Consider the following 15951-nt stretch of genomic DNA (forward strand, 5'->3'; position numbering starts at 1 on the left):
AAAAGGTGGGTAATACCCGCCTAATTTATTACTTAATTTTCCCAACTTAAAATTCAGAAGTTACTTGCAACTACCCAACCACTTAGCCGCTGCAACTCCGATAATACCTGCCACTACAGGATTACTGAGAAACTTGATAATCCCTGGTTGCTCTGCCAACACTTGGTGGAAAATATCGGGGTGGTTATGATAGGTGAAAGACGCTAGTTTGCTCACATCATCAGCAGTCATGCGGTTGGGATTGTGTGTAGAAAGCCCCAACTGTTGCTCTAGATGCTTCTCGTCTAGTTTTCTTTCCTTCAAGTGTTTAAAAAATGCCCTTGCTACATCATCCCGTTCATTAGGTTTAATTTGTGCGATCGCCTGTTGTAATTCTGGCTCCATTTGGCTGGTAGGAATCCGATCTGGATGTAAAGATCGACCAAATAACAGCCGACGTTGACCTGGTGTTGTCCGTTGCGCGAAATCATCAAAATTCTGATATTCCGCCGTTGATTCGGCTTTAGTATCATCCAGAGATTCAACATCCCTCTGAGCCAAATCTTTCATTATTTGACGTTTATACTCTTCGCTGCTTGCCACTTCACATTATCAGCTTTTTTTCGTCAAATTCTTTTTATTGCTAGTATTTCCAAACCATAATTTCAAATCCCCATTCATCAAACTCTCATCAAGTTTTCATTATAAATACAACAATTAGCTGTATTTAACTTGATTAGTCTGAGTGTCATATTCAGTAGTCAAAATCAATTTCTTATCAGACGCATAAATCAAAACCTTTAAGTTCTGATTGGGGAACTTATTATGAAAACCTTGAGCTAGAGATTTTGCTAATGGTCGCACTTCGTTAGGACGAACTTTAGGGGAAACAACAAAACCTAGTTTATTATTATCACGAACATAAGCGTCCTGAACTAATCCTTGAGATGTTTGCACAACCCAGTTACCAAAGGTTTGTCCTCCTGGGGTATTGCCTCGCTCTAACTCTGCATAAGTTACATTTCGGCCAATTGCTGAGGGGGTAGTTGAGCGGTCAATTTATGACACCGTACCACTACCACAGGCGATAGTTATTATCAATACTCCAATTAAGACAAAAGTCGCCAATATTTGGCGACTTTGCTGAAGAAGAATCATTTTTTTACCTCATAAAAAAGCACTTTAAACAATAAATAAAACAAGATAAAATAAGTTGTATATTTAAACTAAATTGCTTGCGTTTATTTATTATTAAATTATTAAATCGGAATTTACAGAGATTATTCCTCGATATTTACCCATTCATTTTTTAATGTAGAGACGTAAGAAATTACGTCTCTACAAAAGTTATACCAATCAAGCGAGCCTTCTATCTTTCAACGCTTGCTAAGAGTAGAAGAAAGATGTATGGCATTGAACCTTCAAAACTTCATATTTTTTTGCAAAAAGGGAATCCATCCCATTCATATCCCTAAAGTTTCTGCAAAAAAATTCTGAATTACTTAGTCAATGTTCTTCTTGACGCCATCTTTCACGTCTTCAATCCCGTGACGGACTTCGCTTTCAGCTTGCTTTGCTTTACCTTTCGCTTTATCTTCTGGATCTCCAGTGACATTTCCTAATGCTTCTTGAGCTTTACCTTCAACATTTTTAGCTGCTGCTTTGGCGCGATCTTCGATGCTCATTTTGTACTCCTGATTTAATTAAAAAATTCTTTCAAAGCTATAAACTAACTTTGAAATCTTTTTGTTATTACTCTTACATAATAACTTAAAGTTTTTGCTAAAGCCTTCCACCACAAGGCATATTCAAGAATTAGTCATTCAGAAAGTTAGTTGTAGTAAGCGTTCTGGCTGTTGGTTGAATACAAAATATAACATTAACAGTTTAGTTACCTATGCTAAAAGACATAGAAAAAGTGCAAATATTGTAATTCCTCCTTTTGACTGTTTAACTAAAAAAACCCAGTTCCATACAGAAGCTGGGTTAATAAAGTTATAGGGATATTTTTTTGTCTAATCTAGAAAACCCATCAGGCTTTCAGAATTGTCAACCTCATTTGATGCTATCGGACGGTTACCGAATGTTGAATAGCTTTCAGAGATTATCAATGAACTTGAGCCAATTGGACGAATCCCAGAGAGATTGATACTTTCAACGACTTCAAATGTATTAGCGCCAATTGGACGAATACCCATTGAGTTAAAAGTTTCAACTACTTCTAACGCACTGCTGCTAATGGGACGTACCCCAGCAATTGAAAGTGTTTCAGCAACTTCTAAATCGCTAGCGCCTATGGGACGAACTCCAGCAAGGGCGAGTGTCCCAGAAGCTCCCACTGGCAGTTGAGTACCTTCCTCGACTTTATCTGCATTCAAGCTCTGGTCTTGTTGATTTTCAACTTCCTCTGTAGTTTCCCCTGCAGACTTGGCATACTTTTGCCGAGAACTGGTTGCTTTGCCAGTGCTGCTAGTAGTCATAAACGAACACCTCTGATTTGTTAATTGAATTTTACAATAATTAAGGAAAGATGAAATTTTTCCCATATATCTTAGAGTTTAACCTTAAAAAACCTCATTTAGATATAAGTTTTTTTCAAACTGATACATAAGTAAATTTAAAATATTAATTTTTGTAAAAAAACATTACCATTTATTTAGTCTAATAAGCCAGCTACAATGGATACAGGGCGAAATCCTCACCAAGAGATCGGGTATTTCCAGCAAAACTGTATGACAGAATTTTGTCTTCAAGCTCCCTTTAGTCCCACAGGCGATCAACCACAAGCGATCGCCCAACTGACCGCTAGTATCCAATCTGGTAATCGTTACCAAACTTTACTAGGAGCCACTGGAACTGGCAAGACATTTTCGGTAGCAGCAGTGATTGAGAAAATTGGCAAGCCTACCTTAGTTCTGGCGCATAATAAAACTCTTGCTGCACAACTTTGTAACGAGTTGCGAGATTTCTTTCCCAACAACGCAGTCGAGTATTTCGTCAGCTACTACGATTACTATCAGCCAGAAGCGTATATTCCGGTTACCGATACTTATATTGAAAAAACAGCGGCGATTAATGATGAAATAGATATGTTGCGGCATTCAGCGACGCGATCGCTTTTTGAACGCCGTGATGTCATCGTCGTTGCTTCCATCAGTTGCATCTATGGTTTAGGAATGCCAGCAGAATATCTGAAAGCTGCCATCCCCCTTCAGATAGGTATGGAAGTAAATCAACGCCAAATTTTACGAGATTTGGCAAATGTTCAATATAGCCGCAACGACATAGAAATGGGTCGAGGAAAATTTCGCGTTCGGGGTGATGTCTTAGAAATCGGCCCAGCATACGAAGACCGAATTATTCGTGTCGAATTTTTTGGTGATGAAATTGACGCGATTCGTTATATTGATCCGGTAACAGGTGAAATTCTCAAGAGTTTAGAAGCGGTGAATGTCTACCCCGCACGTCACTTTGTCACCCCAGAAGAACGGTTAGAAGTAGCTTGTCATGACATTGCAGCCGAGTTAAAACAGCAAAAAGCAGACTTAGAACAAGCTGGTAAATTATTAGAAGCGCAACGCATAGATCAACGTACACGCTATGACCTAGAAATGCTGCGCGAAGTAGGTTACTGCAACGGTGTGGAAAACTATTCCCGTCACTTAGCAGGAAGACAAGCTGGAGAATCACCAGAATGTTTAATTGATTATTTTCCCAAAGATTGGCTACTAGTTATCGATGAATCTCACGTTAGTGTGCCACAAATTCGCGGCATGTATAACGGTGACCAAGCTAGAAAAAAAGTTTTAATTGAACATGGATTTCGTCTTCCTAGTGCTGCTGATAACCGTCCTTTAAAAGCCGAAGAATTTTGGCAAAAGGTGAATCAGTGTATTTTTGTTTCAGCAACTCCCGGAAATTGGGAATTAGAAATTTCTCAAGATCATGTAATTGAACAAGTGATTCGACCAACTGGGGTGGTTGATCCAGAAATTTCTGTGCGTCCTACAGAAGGACAAATTGATGATTTGTTAGGAGAAATTAAAGATAGAGCCGATCGCCATGAACGAGTGTTAATTACCACATTAACGAAGCGCATGGCGGAAGATTTAACAGAATATTTGCAAGACCACAGCATTCGGGTACGGTATTTACATTCGGAGATTAATTCTATTGAGCGCATTGAGATTTTACAGAATTTGCGCGAGGGTACATTTGATGTATTAGTTGGAGTAAACTTGCTGCGGGAAGGCTTAGATTTACCTGAAGTTTCATTAGTAGCAATTATGGATGCAGACAAAGAAGGGTTTTTGCGAACCGAGCGTTCCTTAATTCAAACTATTGGTAGAGCCGCGCGTCACGTCCAGGGACAAGCGATTTTGTATGCCGATAACCTCACAGGTAGTATGATTAAAGCCATTGATGAAACAGACAGGCGGCGCGGTATTCAAACGGCACATAATCGACTGCATGGAATTACACCGCAACCGATTGTGAAAAAATCAAGTAATGCAATTTTATCTTTTTTAGATGTATCTCGGCGGTTGAATGCAACTGACTTGAAAGTTGTAGATGAACATATAGATGAACTGCCATTAGAACATATTCCGGGGTTGATTACTCGGTTAGAAGCGCAGATGAAAGAGGCGGCGAAAAAACTGGAATTTGAAGAAGCGGCAAAATTGCGCGATCGCATTAAACACCTGCGGGATAAAATGCTGGGATATTAGTGCTTAGAAAGGGTAGCAATCAAGAGAACGCCTTTTTTTCGCTATCCTAAAATAAAGTAAATCATTAAGAGATCGCGCCAATGGTTGCTTCACCCGATCGCATTTTGATGAGTGCAGAGGAATATCTGGTTTGGGAACCCACCCAAGAGCAACGCTACGAGTATTGGGATGGCGAAGTTGTGGTGAGAAACGGTAGTACACGCAACCATAATCGGATCTGTCTCAATTTCTTTACAGCTATTTTCAGGTAAATAGACCACATCTGTCGTAGGGGCGCAAGGCCTTGCGCCCCTACGACAGATGTGGTTCAAATACATGAAAACTGCTGTAAGCTCTTAGATGATGCCCTCGCCGATCGCACCTGTGAAGTATTTTGGACGAGATATTGCGACTGGAATCGGTGGATGTGGAAATAGCGATCGCTGATTTGTACCGACAAGTGCAGTTTGAAACCGCAGCCACCGAAAATGGAATAAATGATCGATGAGGATGCGTAGACGCTTATCGTTAGACATCGCCTACTCATGATAAATAGTCAATACCAGTCAGCGATCGCAAGTCCCGCAACTCTAGAAAATTCATTGACATTGTGAGTAACAAGAGTCGCTCGAAGTGCGATCGCTATTCCTGCAATCAAAATATCCATCGGGCCAATTGGAGTTCCTTGCTTGTCTAACTGGGTGCGAATTGTAGCAGCAGCAAGAGCAGCATCGTAATCGAACGGAACCAGATTTACTCGGCTCAAAAGTTGCTGGGTGCGTTTTGCTAGGGAGGTGGATTTTTCAATACCGACTTGCAATTCAAAGATAACGATTGTCGGAATACTAATTTCCTCAGCAGGGATACTGGCAAGGTTGTAAGCAACTTGTCCTTGACCCTTGAAGTAGTAAATCAGAGTATTGGTATCCAAAACGTACATTTAGAGACTTTCCCGTAAGATGTCTTGTCCGATTTCAGCCCGAATTTCTTCTAGGCTGGGAAAGTCTTCTCTCCAAGTTCCGGCAAGGGAATAAACAAGTTCCGCCCAAGAAACTGAGTCTACTGTATCAATGGGTTGGTTAGCATTTAGGTGCTTAGTACGAATAAATTCAGCAAAAGTCAAGACCTCGCTGGCTTGCTCTTGGGGAAGGGATTTAACGAGTGCGTAAATCTGTTCAGCGATGTTCATAATCAGATTCCAGATAAAGGTTATAAGAATCTTAGCAATCTGCAACTGGAATCGTGGATGTGGAAATAGCGATCGCTGATTTGTACCGACAAGTGCAGTTTGAAACCGAAGCCACCGAAAATTGAAGATATGCTCAATGAGCATGCGTAGATGCACAGCAGCTTGTCGTTAAACATCGCCTACTTATGATTAGATAATGATTTATACAAATCCTCCAAATGGACAAGATTAAGATTTTATTTCTAGCTGCCGATCCTAACGATGCTTTTTACACATCGCCCTATAGTTTTACTCTTCTTTGTCGTAGCGACTTTTAAGCTGTAGAATGGCGAGAAGAACATAGCAAACTCTTTAGTATATAACGCAGTCTAACAACCCTCTAGGACATTAATACTCGACTATATCCAGCCTCGCAATTTTTTGTGTACTTGCGCCAGATACCACATATAGTCATCAATTTTGTACTGGTCAGCAGCTTTAACTATATAATTCTGAGCTAAATCAAGATTATTCTGGGCTTCGTAATATAATCCCAAGTAAAGATGACTGTAAAATTTGCCACTCTCTGCTTGTGATTGACCAACAGTTAAAACATCATCTGGTGTACAATCTCCCGCATACAAATCATATACGCGCTGCATAACACGTCGAGGGTCATTTTTCACAGTTAGTAAAGAATTACGTGCCTCTTCAACACCTAACGAACGAGCTATGCAGAGATATCGCCATACTGTTTCTTCTACATCTTGAGCATTGACTGTCAAATCTATTTCAAATTGTTGAGCGCCCTCAGCAAATCTTTCTGCATAATAATACGATAATCCACGTTGCCAGAGGTAGGCTTTGATATGGGTATCTAATTGCTCTGCCATATCAAAATCTTGAATAGATTCATCAATCTTGGCTAGCTGAAAGTTAACCATGCCTCGGCAAATGTAAGCATTATGATTTTTCGGCTGATTACGAATGGTTTCGTTCCAGCGCTGGAGTTGATTTTCCAGAGAATTTGAGAAAAACATGAGTTGCCAAGTCTATATGGAGGATTAACTAGCATATTTTCAGCTTTCGGGAGAGTACGTCAATCCCTTTTTCAATCTTCCAAATATTAGGTGTTGCTGATTTCCTGAAGCGTTAACTTTAAAAAACTGTTTCATGTCATACGCTTTCTTCTCTACGGGGAAATTTATCACATGACTACTGCTTCACAGATTTTCTGGATCAATTCCGCTAGCTTGCAATTTTGCCAACAAATCTCGATAACGCTGTCATTCTTGTTCTAACTCAAGAAGTGCAGTTTCCTTTGTGAAAGTGAGATCCATCCACGAGGTAGAAGAAACTACTTCCATAATTCAGTATTGTAGAGTTGGTGTCTTAATATCAGGAAGAAACGCCCGTGGTTCCCATTAGAGATAATAATCCGACAAAAATCACGCCTTATGTAACTTATGGACTGATTGCTGCTAACGTCCTCGCTTTTCTTTATGAAGCAAATCTTCCTCCACAAGCATTAAATGGATTTTTACAGCTTGCGGCTGTAGTTCCACGAGAACTCACTTTAAGCTTTGCTGGTACTTCTTTACATCAACCAGTGCCAGAGTGGGCAACTTTGATTACCTCACAATTTTTGCACGGTGGTTTCTTGCACTTAGCTGGCAATATGCTGTTTCTCTGGATTTTTGGCAATAATGTTGAAGATAAATTAGGTCATGCCAAATATTTACTGTTTTATTTATCTTGCGGTGTTTTGGCATCCTTGACCCAGTGGTACTTCGCTCAAGATTCTAGCATTCCTTCTTTGGGTGCAAGTGGTGCGATCGCAGGCATTCTGGGAGCGTACATTCTCCGCTTTCCCAATGCCGAAGTTCTCGGCATAGTGCCTTTAGGGTTTTTCTTCCCAACTTTCCGTGTCCCGGCATATTTCTTTTTGGGATTCTGGTTTCTCGAACAAGCCTTCTACGGATTTGCTAGCCTCGAAACACCTACCAACATCGGTATGGAAAGCGGCGGTATTGCCTACTGGGCCCATGCAGGTGGGTTTATCTTTGGGGCAATTCTCGGTCCACTCTTGGGTTTATTTAACGATAAATCCCAGGAAGAATCCTGGTACAAGTAATTCTTCATAGTATCGTAGTGACCCTCAATTATACTGATTGATTTAATAGGTGAAATTGCTTAACCTTCGCAACTGCTAGCCTTACAAGCTATATTGCAGTTAATCAATAATTTAGGAAAAACACCTGTGTTTCCCCTCTACGACGAAAATCCGACGCGAATCACCCCGTATTTCACCTACGGGTTAATTGGCATGAATATTTTAGTTTTTATTCACGAGGCGAGCCTATCACATGCACAATTGAATCAGTTTTTAAGTCAGTATGCAGTAATACCTCAAGAGTTAACCACCAATTTGAATGGAGAGTGGATAACGTTATTTACGTCGCAATTCTTACACGGCGGTTGGTGGCACTTAATCTCTAATATGTTGTTTCTCTGGATTTTTGGCAACAATATTGAAGATCGATTAGGTCATGCCAAATATCTCATTTTTTATTTGGCATGTGGTGCTTTAGCTGCCTTGTGCCAATGGTTTATTGGCATGAATTCTGAGATTCCTTCCTTGGGGGCAAGTGGTGCAATTTCTGGGGTTTTGGGTGCGTACATTATCCGCTTCCCCCAGGCTAAAGTCATGACCTTAATATTTTTGGGGATTTTCATCACCACAATCAGAGTTCCAGCACTAGTAATAATTGGACTGTTTATTGTGCAAAATGTGATATCCGGTCTTGCTACCCTGCAAACAGCCGCTCATATGACTGTGCAAACTGGTGGAGTTGCCTACTGGGCCCACATTGGTGGTTTTGCTTTTGGGATAATTCTTGCTCCTTTATTTGGGTTGTTTAGGCGCGACTAAGCAATTCAAAATTCAAATTTTTACTGTGCAACGCCGGAAAAACAATTACCAATTCGCTATCTACCTTTGGAATATTTGGGAAATTATTAGTTTTTCCTAGCACCCGTTGAAACTTCTTCTGATTCTTGTACCTCAGATGTAAATCTTGATGATTGTACGACTTGTTCAGGTACAGAAACGATGATATCAGTACCATTGATAATTACTCCCAATAACCCCAGTTCCGATTCAACCAATTGATCAATAGCTTCACCTAGCATGTTCTCTTGTGTATAGTGTGGTCGCGCCACAAGTACAATACCATCGCTGTAGGGTTGAATTAACAAAGGGTCATTGGATATGCTGAGGGCACTTGTATCTAAAATAACTAAATCAAACCGCTCGCGAACATCTTCTATCAGCCGCCGCATTTCGCTGGATTCAAGAACAGCAGCGGATTGCCGCACAGGGCCAGGGCTGGGAAGAATGTATAAATTTTGTACATCAGGAACTAAACGAATACATTCACTTAAGTTAGCGTAATAACGCAGGGGTTCAATACTTGCATCAGGGTCAGGAATTACTTTTAGGGATGTACAACGGGAAGGCGATCGCAAATCTGTTTCGATAATCAAGGTTCTTTTACCAGCACGGGCAGAAGCGATACCCAAGTTATAAGCACTTGCCGTCTTCCCCTCTAGGCTACTGGTGCTAGTAATCAACACTACCTTTAAAGTTTTACCACCAATCCGGCGCAGATTACTGCGGAATTTCTCATAAAATTCTAAATAAGGAGAATCCGCAGAAAGTACCACAGGCACTGCTTCTTTATCCAAATCATCAACTGGCATTAAAGGCAATTCTCCCAACAGTGCCACTTCCCGTTGCTTGAGGCTCTCGCGGATATCCTCCCTGGTTTTGAAAGTTCCTTCCAGCGCTCCCAGTAAAAATATTACCCCGCCACCAACCAACACACCTAAGAAACCACCCACAGCAAGGGTAATAGGTACACTCTTGGGTGGTTTGACATCGACAACGACTGTGGGGCGTCTGGCAATGCTAAGGCTGCTGGTAGTTTCTGCCTCTGCGGTTTTAGCATCAGTTAGCTTCGCCTGCATTTGGTCATATATGGCTTTTTTGAGTCCAACCTCTTGTTCTAAACGCGATCGCTCTAATTGCTTATTGGGTATGAGAGAATACTCTCGCCGTAGTAGTGCTTCTTGTTGAATTTCTTGGGCTAGTTGTTGTTGAAGCGTCTCCCCCTGCGTTTGCAATGCCACCATCTGGTTTGCCAATTGCTGCCGGGCTGGATCTAAGCTACTTTGGGTGCGAATACCTGCAACGCTACCCTGAAGTGGAGCCGCCGTACCATCACCACCTAACACCTCCGCGGCACGTTGTTGCAGCAATTCCTCAGCCGCTTGTTTCTGACGCAGCAATTGAATCATCGTTGGGTGTTCCGGTCGCAAATCTTTTCTGAGTAAGGCGATTTGCGATTCACTTTCATAAATTTGCGTTCGCAAATTACCAATAATTGGATCGGCACTCAAAGCAGAAGAAATATAAGCTTGTCCAACTGTTAAGCCTAACTTACTTTGTATACTGCGAACTTGACCATCAACCCCAGAAATAGTTAATTGAATTTGCCGTTGGAGATTTTGGCTAGCAGTAATGGCGCTTAACAAGCTGCCATTCTCTGCTGCTAATATTGCTGTTCGCTCTATGCGATCATACTGTTCCAACTTCTTTTCTGCAATTTGCAATTCCCGTTTAGTTTGTGGTGTGCGATCGTTAATCTTTTGAATAATTGCTTGTAATCGCCCAGTATTGATATCACTGCTCAACTTGATCATTGCTTGCATCAATTCCGCCAAGACTTGTATAGCTCGTTTGGCGTCAGTATCTACATATTTCAATTGCAAGATACTAGATTCCAATTCTCCAGTCTTGGGGTTTTTTTTAGGTATAGAAAGAACGACACTAGTCCCGAGCTTATTCGGTTTGACATCGACTTTCTCTGCCACTGATGCAATTATCTGGTTTGATAGTAAAACTTCCTCATTTAGTTCTTTTCCTTGCTGTTGGATTTGACTACCAGTTGCCGAGAAAGAAACTGGTGGACCACTATAGGTAAGTGCGGCAGATGCTATATAGCTAGTAGGTGGCTCTGGCTGCATAGCCACCACAGTTGACCCTGCTACAATTAGAGCAAAACTAGCTAGTCCAATCCACTTATACTTATCAAAAGCAATAAGATAGCGCTTAACAATTGGTGGGGTCATGGCAGGGGCATATAGAATCAGTTATCAATTTGTCAATTTATATTTGCTATTTGTCACCATCATCTCTTCCATCTAGTAACAATCGGCAAAGAGGTAAGAGCCACTAATTTGACCCACCACCGAAGTTGTCAAAAAATCGGAGAAAGGACTGGACATTGAAGAAGGGTTGGGTAATGGTAGTCAGGAAATTAGTAATTTTACCGATGAGGTTCCGACCAACAACAATAACATCATTATCTTGAAGCGCCACATTTTGAGATGCATCGCCTCCTAGAGCTTTTTTCGCATCAAGTTTCTGGGTAACAGCTTTACCTCGTTCCGGATCAAAGCGAACCAGAGCGATATCCCGGAGATTAGCAGTGTCGAGATTTACTCCTCCCAAAGCATCTACAAATGTACTGCCGTTAGGCAGCGCTTGAATGGAAAGACCTCCTGCTGCGTAGTTTAAAACCCGGACTCTAATCTGTGGTGTGGCTAAGGATGAACGTGCTACCAAATTGCGGTCATAACCGTCATCATTACCAACTTCACGACGGGGGATAAGTATCGCATCTCCGTCTTGTAAGCGTAAATTAGGAATTGAACCGCCATTTTGCAGTGCTGCATATAAGTCGATAGTTTGTGAAATCACAGAACCATCGATTAACTTGCGGCGGACTTGTATTTGTCGGAGGTCTGCATTCAACGTTGAACCACCAGATATTAGCAAGGCATCAGCAACACGGGGTGTTGATGAATTAATCGGATAAATTCCTGGTCGAAATATTTCCCCGCTAATGGTAACTTGAACTGGTCGCGTCCCTGCCAAGGATACAACTACGATTGGATCTGGTACAATGCGACTTAAACCTAAGCGAATTTTTTCTTGAGCTTCTTCCAAGGTTAAACCTTGTAATGATACCGTTCCCACTTGCGGCACTACGATGTTACCTTCTGGACTAATTACAGCTTGAAAACTTAAGTCTTGACGCTGCGTTGCTAAAGCTAAAACTATTACTGGATCAACCACATAACGATTTAAACCCAAGTGAATTTTTTCTTGAGCTTCTTCCAAAGTTAAACCTTGTAAGGAAACTTTTCCCAGTAGCGGCACCACAATGTTACCTTCTGGATTAATTAAAGCTTGAAAGCTCAAATCTGGAAAGCGCTGAACCGAAACGCTAATTCCATCTCCTATTCCTAAGCGGTATAGGCCAGGAGGACGCTGAAGCACAACACTAATTGTATCTCCTGGTCCCAAGAGGTAGCGGCTGAGTTGGGGCGAAATTTCGTCATTTGCACCTGGAGGTACAACCTCAGTACCCGGCACAGGCGGGGGGGGTTGTCTTGGTAATTGTCCTTGAGATGGAAAAGGCTGGGCAACAACAAGTTGGATAGGTGTTATTAAGAAAACTCCTACTTGAAGACTGACAAAACACAGGGCGCTGAATGCACGCATATAAGAATTAGGATCTATAAACATTGGTGCAGGAAAATTGAATTTAAGAATTAGTCGCGCCGAGTGGTTATTTTACTCTATGAATGTTCTAAATGTCTCTTGTGTCTGCAAGAATTTACCAATCAATTAAGAGGAAAATTTTGCAGATTTTAATTTTTACTTCATATCTTAGCCGAGTTTCAGCCTGAAGGCACTTATAGAGATACTCATGACAATACCTTCGCCAAAAAAAGAGGATGAAGAGATAGGGCTGATGTAGTAGAGTTATTGTCTTCCAAAACGACAACTCAAAAGCCACAAACAGCTGATGTTCGATATCGTAATTTACATTTAATCTCCAAGTTGCGTTGTGATTCAGCATTATACTTGCTTTATCAAAATCCGGAACCGCAGCGTCGTCACCGCAAATATGGTGTAACATACTTTACAAAGGACCTGCCATTAATACAGCTTGCACTGTTTCTCCAATAGACTGGGCTAAAGACCAAGATGTTTCTACCTGCCCCAAAGGTTCTATTGGAATCAGAATGCTCACGCCCACCCAAGGAGTGCGTTGCTTACGCCACTGTGCCAATTGATCCGCTAAGAACCAGTGTAAAGGTGATGGATTTCCGCCGTCTGGCATAGCGTACCATTGCAAGACAGCGAAGGTTTGCTGTGGTGTGGAGGCGCGAAAGAACCTAGCTTCTACTTGAGTTTCCACATTAGAAGCCAACTTTGTAGGCGGTTTCACAGTAAATTTAGCAGAACGAGATTGAGCTACATCCCACTTTCCCCAGCGTGACCTTCCCCAGCCGTTAACGTCTGTCCACTCTACCTCTGGTTGATCCATAGGCCCATTTTGCGGCAGCAAAAGCAGGATTGCCTGAGATTGGGAACCTTCTTTTTTAACTACCTGCAAAGACCATTTATGTTCGCCAATTTGCTGTTCTGCTTGTTCAATAGTTTGCCAACCAGGAAGGGCTAACCCAGTCTTGCGGATCTGTTTTAACTCGTTGAGGGTACTAACAGGTGGCGGTTGTTTCCATTGCCAGTGTCCTGTCAGGTATCCGGGAACCCCTCCCATTGCCAACAGCAGTAGCAATAACAAAAGTGCTGCTACCTGACTCAATTGGTTTTCTTTGAAAAACTTGGAGAAAGAAATCATCAGTAAAATTTATAATACTTAGGCAAAATTTTACTTCATAAAATCACACTGTGAGTTCAGTAATATTTATGAGTACAGAAGAGGCAGGGGAAGAAGAACTATTGATTATTAACCCATACCCAATGCCCAATGCTTCTAACTTTCTCCTTCTTGCTGAGTTTCTAGAGATGTTGAGAAATAGCTATTAATCCCATTCAGTAAGGGCACTAGTGACACCAGCATACAAGCAGAGTAGAGGTCACCACCCCAACCCTCATGTAGCCATTTAAAAGCCGCTTCTTGACCTGTGCCGTGAAAGAAAGTCAGTAAAGTATTACGAATGATATTGGCAGTAGTACTAACGATCGCAGCAATAGATAAAAACGATATAGTTGTGCGGCGTGAAGACAAAGCGTCTGTCCAATAAAGCAGCATCAAGCCTACGTAGAGAGTAGTAAATAACATTTTCAGCCCTGCACAATAGGGGGCAACTTCCACAATCCGTCCTCCCACGTAGAGATTTATCTCATCTACGGTTACTTGCATACCAAATTGATTCAGTATGAAGCCTGCCGTACCAGCGATGAAGCTTTGGAGAGGCATACTATAGGGAGCAATGAGATAGGGTACTGCTGTTGGAGTTGCCAAAAATACTAGTAGCAAGGGGAATCCTTGCAATCGCAAACCTGGTATTCCCTTAAACCACAAGCATAATCCTGCCAGTATAACGGGCAAGGAAAGGTTAACCCACTCTGTAACACCACTCAGATAAAACACTGCCCCTAATAACAATAAAACAGCGCCCAAAGGATGGATCGTATCTGGTAAACGTGTCCACTTTTTCCGGTTCATCCAGCCCAGATAAGCAGCAAATGGTAAACCAATGATCCCGTGGCTGAAATATTCGTGTTCTGTACTGATATTTTTGTGCAGCCAACCATCCAACCAGTGGAGCAATATAGGAGCATAAAGCAGCAGCAAAACGCCTAAAATAGCTAGATTTAACAACCCTGACGCGTTTCTGTTTTTAATCTGTTGCTGGAGTGCCATGATTTTCAGTAATTCAAAAACTGTCAGTAGTCAATGGTCAGATTTTTTGCCATTTAATTAACTTCAGGCTACCACGCTGCCAAGGTCAGCAGGGGATGGATTATTTGCCTTAGAACTTGTTGAGACTGCATTGGCGATCGCTGCAACAACTTCTTTGACTTGGCTACTGCTCAAACCAGGATACATCGGTAATGATAATATTTGCTTTGACAGTTTTTCTGCTTGAGGAAAATCTCCAGGCTGATAGCCTAAGTCGGTGAATGCTGGCTGGAGATGACAAGGAATTGGGTAGTGAATGCCAGTTTGAATTCCTACTGCTGTTAGTTTTTCCTGGAGTAGCTGGCGTTCTATTGGGCAAGAATCATCAATTTTAATCACATAAAGATGATAAACGTGTCCTGTAGCACTTTGGTTTTCCATAGGGATAATGCCAGCAGTTGCTAAGGGTGCTAGTTCCTGATCATACTGCTGGGCAATAGTCAGGCGATCGCGATTCCACTCTGGCAAATATGGTAGTTTCTCGTGCAATACCGCTGCTTGTAAAGTATCCAGACGGCTATTTGTACCTGCTTCAGTATGAAAATACTTTTGCGATGCCCCATAATTTCGCAAGCGCTTCATCTTTTCGGCTACATCTGAATCTCGTGTCAGCAGCATTCCCCCATCCCCAAATGCTCCTAAATTTTTGCTGGGATAAAAACTAAAAGCTGCTGCTATTCCTACTGAACCAGCGTGATATCCGTCTCTTTCGGCGAGGTGTGCTTGTGCCGCATCTTCAAAAATTAGTAGTTTGTAGGTATCGGCAAAGTTTATTAGATCACGTGGTGATACCATTTGACCATAGAGATGCACAGGGATAATTGCTTTAGTCTGAGGCGTAATTGCCTTTGCTGCGGCCTCTAAATCAATTAAGGCTGTTTGGCGATCGCAATCTACCAGAATTGGCTTCGCGCCAGCCCGTATAACCCCAATCAAGGTTGCTATAAAAGTGTTTGCTGGTAAAATCACTTGATCGCCAGCACCAATATTACACGCTTGCAATCCGAGAGCGATCGCATCTGTTCCTGATGCAACACCAACTCCATATTCTGCACCAGACACTGCCGCAAATGCTGCTTCAAAATCTGAGAGGGCTTGCCCTAAAATAAAATCTCCCTGTTGCAATACAGATTGGATTGCATGTTGCAATTGCGTTTGAATTGGTTCGTGTTGTAACTTCAGATTTACAAAAGGAACTCTAATAGTCATTTTATTCATTACCAGTTGTCCTTAAAAAAATATTCCTTAC

At 41.7% G+C, this 15951-nt stretch carries 15 protein-coding genes and 2 pseudogenes; 4 read left to right on the top strand and 13 right to left on the bottom strand.

What is annotated here, in order from left to right; genetic code table 11:
• Positions 1-60: 60 nt before the first annotated feature.
• The 4 genes and pseudogenes from V7K49_RS14305 to V7K49_RS14320 all read right to left on the bottom strand — a co-directional run bounded on the left by V7K49_RS14305 (position 61) and on the right by V7K49_RS14320 (position 2459).
• On the bottom strand, positions 61-582 hold the full coding sequence (locus tag V7K49_RS14305; RefSeq protein ID WP_334871847.1) for a hypothetical protein: 522 nt from the start codon (positions 580-582) through the stop codon (positions 61-63).
• Between the two features lie 114 nt (positions 583-696).
• Positions 697-1137: pseudogene (locus V7K49_RS14310) on the bottom strand (hypothetical protein).
• 344 nt (positions 1138-1481) lie between these two features.
• Positions 1482-1664: a CsbD family protein gene (locus V7K49_RS14315; RefSeq protein WP_334871846.1), complete on the bottom strand. Its 183-nt coding sequence runs from the start codon at positions 1662-1664 to the stop codon at positions 1482-1484.
• Positions 1665-1994: 330 nt separating this feature from the next.
• Positions 1995-2459 carry a hypothetical protein gene (locus V7K49_RS14320; protein ID WP_335206110.1) on the bottom strand — a complete coding sequence of 155 codons (465 nt, stop codon included), beginning with the start codon at positions 2457-2459 and terminating at the stop codon, positions 1995-1997.
• A gap of 252 nt (positions 2460-2711) precedes the next feature.
• Between V7K49_RS14320 and uvrB the strand changes: the two genes are divergently transcribed.
• A complete protein-coding gene (uvrB, locus tag V7K49_RS14325) occupies positions 2712-4709 on the top strand; it encodes an excinuclease ABC subunit UvrB (RefSeq protein WP_335206111.1) in 1998 nt (665 codons plus the stop codon).
• Between the two features lie 80 nt (positions 4710-4789).
• Positions 4790-4942 (top strand): annotated as a pseudogene (locus tag V7K49_RS14330) (Uma2 family endonuclease); the annotation flags it as partial.
• Positions 4943-5044: 102 nt separating this feature from the next.
• Here the strand turns inward: V7K49_RS14330 and V7K49_RS14335 are convergent.
• From V7K49_RS14335 to V7K49_RS14350, 4 genes are all read right to left on the bottom strand, one after another.
• On the bottom strand, positions 5045-5224 hold the full coding sequence (locus V7K49_RS14335; protein WP_335206146.1) for a hypothetical protein: 180 nt from the start codon (positions 5222-5224) through the stop codon (positions 5045-5047).
• A gap of 20 nt (positions 5225-5244) precedes the next feature.
• On the bottom strand, positions 5245-5628 hold the full coding sequence (locus V7K49_RS14340; RefSeq protein ID WP_335206113.1) for a type II toxin-antitoxin system VapC family toxin: 384 nt from the start codon (positions 5626-5628) through the stop codon (positions 5245-5247).
• Complete coding sequence (locus V7K49_RS14345) at positions 5629-6021, bottom strand: hypothetical protein (RefSeq protein ID WP_335206114.1); 393 nt, start codon at positions 6019-6021, stop codon at positions 5629-5631.
• A gap of 254 nt (positions 6022-6275) precedes the next feature.
• Entirely contained in the window at positions 6276-6896 is a 621-nt protein-coding gene (locus V7K49_RS14350; protein ID WP_335206115.1) for a tetratricopeptide repeat protein, read from the bottom strand.
• A gap of 374 nt (positions 6897-7270) precedes the next feature.
• Here V7K49_RS14350 and V7K49_RS14355 point away from each other — a divergent pair, with 374 nt between their 5' ends.
• Both V7K49_RS14355 and V7K49_RS14360 read left to right on the top strand, forming a co-directional pair.
• Positions 7271-7990: a rhomboid family intramembrane serine protease gene (locus V7K49_RS14355; RefSeq protein ID WP_334871840.1), complete on the top strand. Its 720-nt coding sequence runs from the start codon at positions 7271-7273 to the stop codon at positions 7988-7990.
• 126 nt (positions 7991-8116) lie between these two features.
• A complete protein-coding gene (locus V7K49_RS14360) occupies positions 8117-8788 on the top strand; it encodes a rhomboid family intramembrane serine protease (RefSeq protein ID WP_334871896.1) in 672 nt (223 codons plus the stop codon).
• A gap of 86 nt (positions 8789-8874) precedes the next feature.
• Here the strand turns inward: V7K49_RS14360 and V7K49_RS14365 are convergent, their stop codons facing one another.
• The 5 genes from V7K49_RS14365 to V7K49_RS14385 form a co-directional block, all read right to left on the bottom strand.
• Positions 8875-11049 carry a GumC family protein gene (locus V7K49_RS14365; protein ID WP_334871839.1) on the bottom strand — a complete coding sequence of 725 codons (2175 nt, stop codon included), beginning with the start codon at positions 11047-11049 and terminating at the stop codon, positions 8875-8877.
• 103 nt (positions 11050-11152) lie between these two features.
• On the bottom strand, positions 11153-12511 hold the full coding sequence (locus tag V7K49_RS14370) for a polysaccharide biosynthesis/export family protein (RefSeq protein WP_334871838.1): 1359 nt from the start codon (positions 12509-12511) through the stop codon (positions 11153-11155).
• A gap of 400 nt (positions 12512-12911) precedes the next feature.
• A complete protein-coding gene (locus V7K49_RS14375; RefSeq protein WP_334871837.1) occupies positions 12912-13634 on the bottom strand; it encodes a cyanoexosortase B system-associated protein in 723 nt (240 codons plus the stop codon).
• A gap of 135 nt (positions 13635-13769) precedes the next feature.
• A complete protein-coding gene (gene crtB, locus V7K49_RS14380; protein ID WP_335137384.1) occupies positions 13770-14663 on the bottom strand; it encodes a cyanoexosortase B in 894 nt (297 codons plus the stop codon).
• A gap of 63 nt (positions 14664-14726) precedes the next feature.
• Positions 14727-15920 carry a DegT/DnrJ/EryC1/StrS family aminotransferase gene (locus V7K49_RS14385; protein WP_335206116.1) on the bottom strand — a complete coding sequence of 398 codons (1194 nt, stop codon included), beginning with the start codon at positions 15918-15920 and terminating at the stop codon, positions 14727-14729.
• Positions 15921-15951: the final 31 nt, after the last annotated feature.

Origin of the sequence: Nostoc sp., assembly GCF_036919675.1 — a bacterium.
GTDB lineage: Bacteria > Cyanobacteriota > Cyanobacteriia > Cyanobacteriales > Nostocaceae > Nostoc.

Bases quoted from the DNA above. Each gene is read 5' to 3' on its own strand.
- V7K49_RS14315 (WP_334871846.1), bottom strand. From the start codon at position 1,664: ATGAGCATCGAAGATCGCGCCAAAGCAGCAGCTAAAAATGTTGAAGGT.
- V7K49_RS14320 (WP_335206110.1), bottom strand. From the start codon at position 2,459: ATGACTACTAGCAGCACTGGCAAAGCAACCAGTTCTCGGCAAAAGTAT.
- uvrB (WP_335206111.1), top strand. From the start codon at position 2,712: ATGACAGAATTTTGTCTTCAAGCTCCCTTTAGTCCCACAGGCGATCAA.
- V7K49_RS14335 (WP_335206146.1), bottom strand. From the start codon at position 5,224: ATGTCTAACGATAAGCGTCTACGCATCCTCATCGATCATTTATTCCAT.
- V7K49_RS14340 (WP_335206113.1), bottom strand. From the start codon at position 5,628: ATGTACGTTTTGGATACCAATACTCTGATTTACTACTTCAAGGGTCAA.
- V7K49_RS14345 (WP_335206114.1), bottom strand. From the start codon at position 6,021: ATGCTCATTGAGCATATCTTCAATTTTCGGTGGCTTCGGTTTCAAACT.
- V7K49_RS14350 (WP_335206115.1), bottom strand. From the start codon at position 6,896: ATGTTTTTCTCAAATTCTCTGGAAAATCAACTCCAGCGCTGGAACGAA.
- V7K49_RS14365 (WP_334871839.1), bottom strand. From the start codon at position 11,049: ATGACCCCACCAATTGTTAAGCGCTATCTTATTGCTTTTGATAAGTAT.
- V7K49_RS14370 (WP_334871838.1), bottom strand. From the start codon at position 12,511: ATGTTTATAGATCCTAATTCTTATATGCGTGCATTCAGCGCCCTGTGT.
- V7K49_RS14375 (WP_334871837.1), bottom strand. From the start codon at position 13,634: ATGATTTCTTTCTCCAAGTTTTTCAAAGAAAACCAATTGAGTCAGGTA.
- crtB (WP_335137384.1), bottom strand. From the start codon at position 14,663: ATGGCACTCCAGCAACAGATTAAAAACAGAAACGCGTCAGGGTTGTTA.
- V7K49_RS14385 (WP_335206116.1), bottom strand. From the start codon at position 15,920: ATGAATAAAATGACTATTAGAGTTCCTTTTGTAAATCTGAAGTTACAA.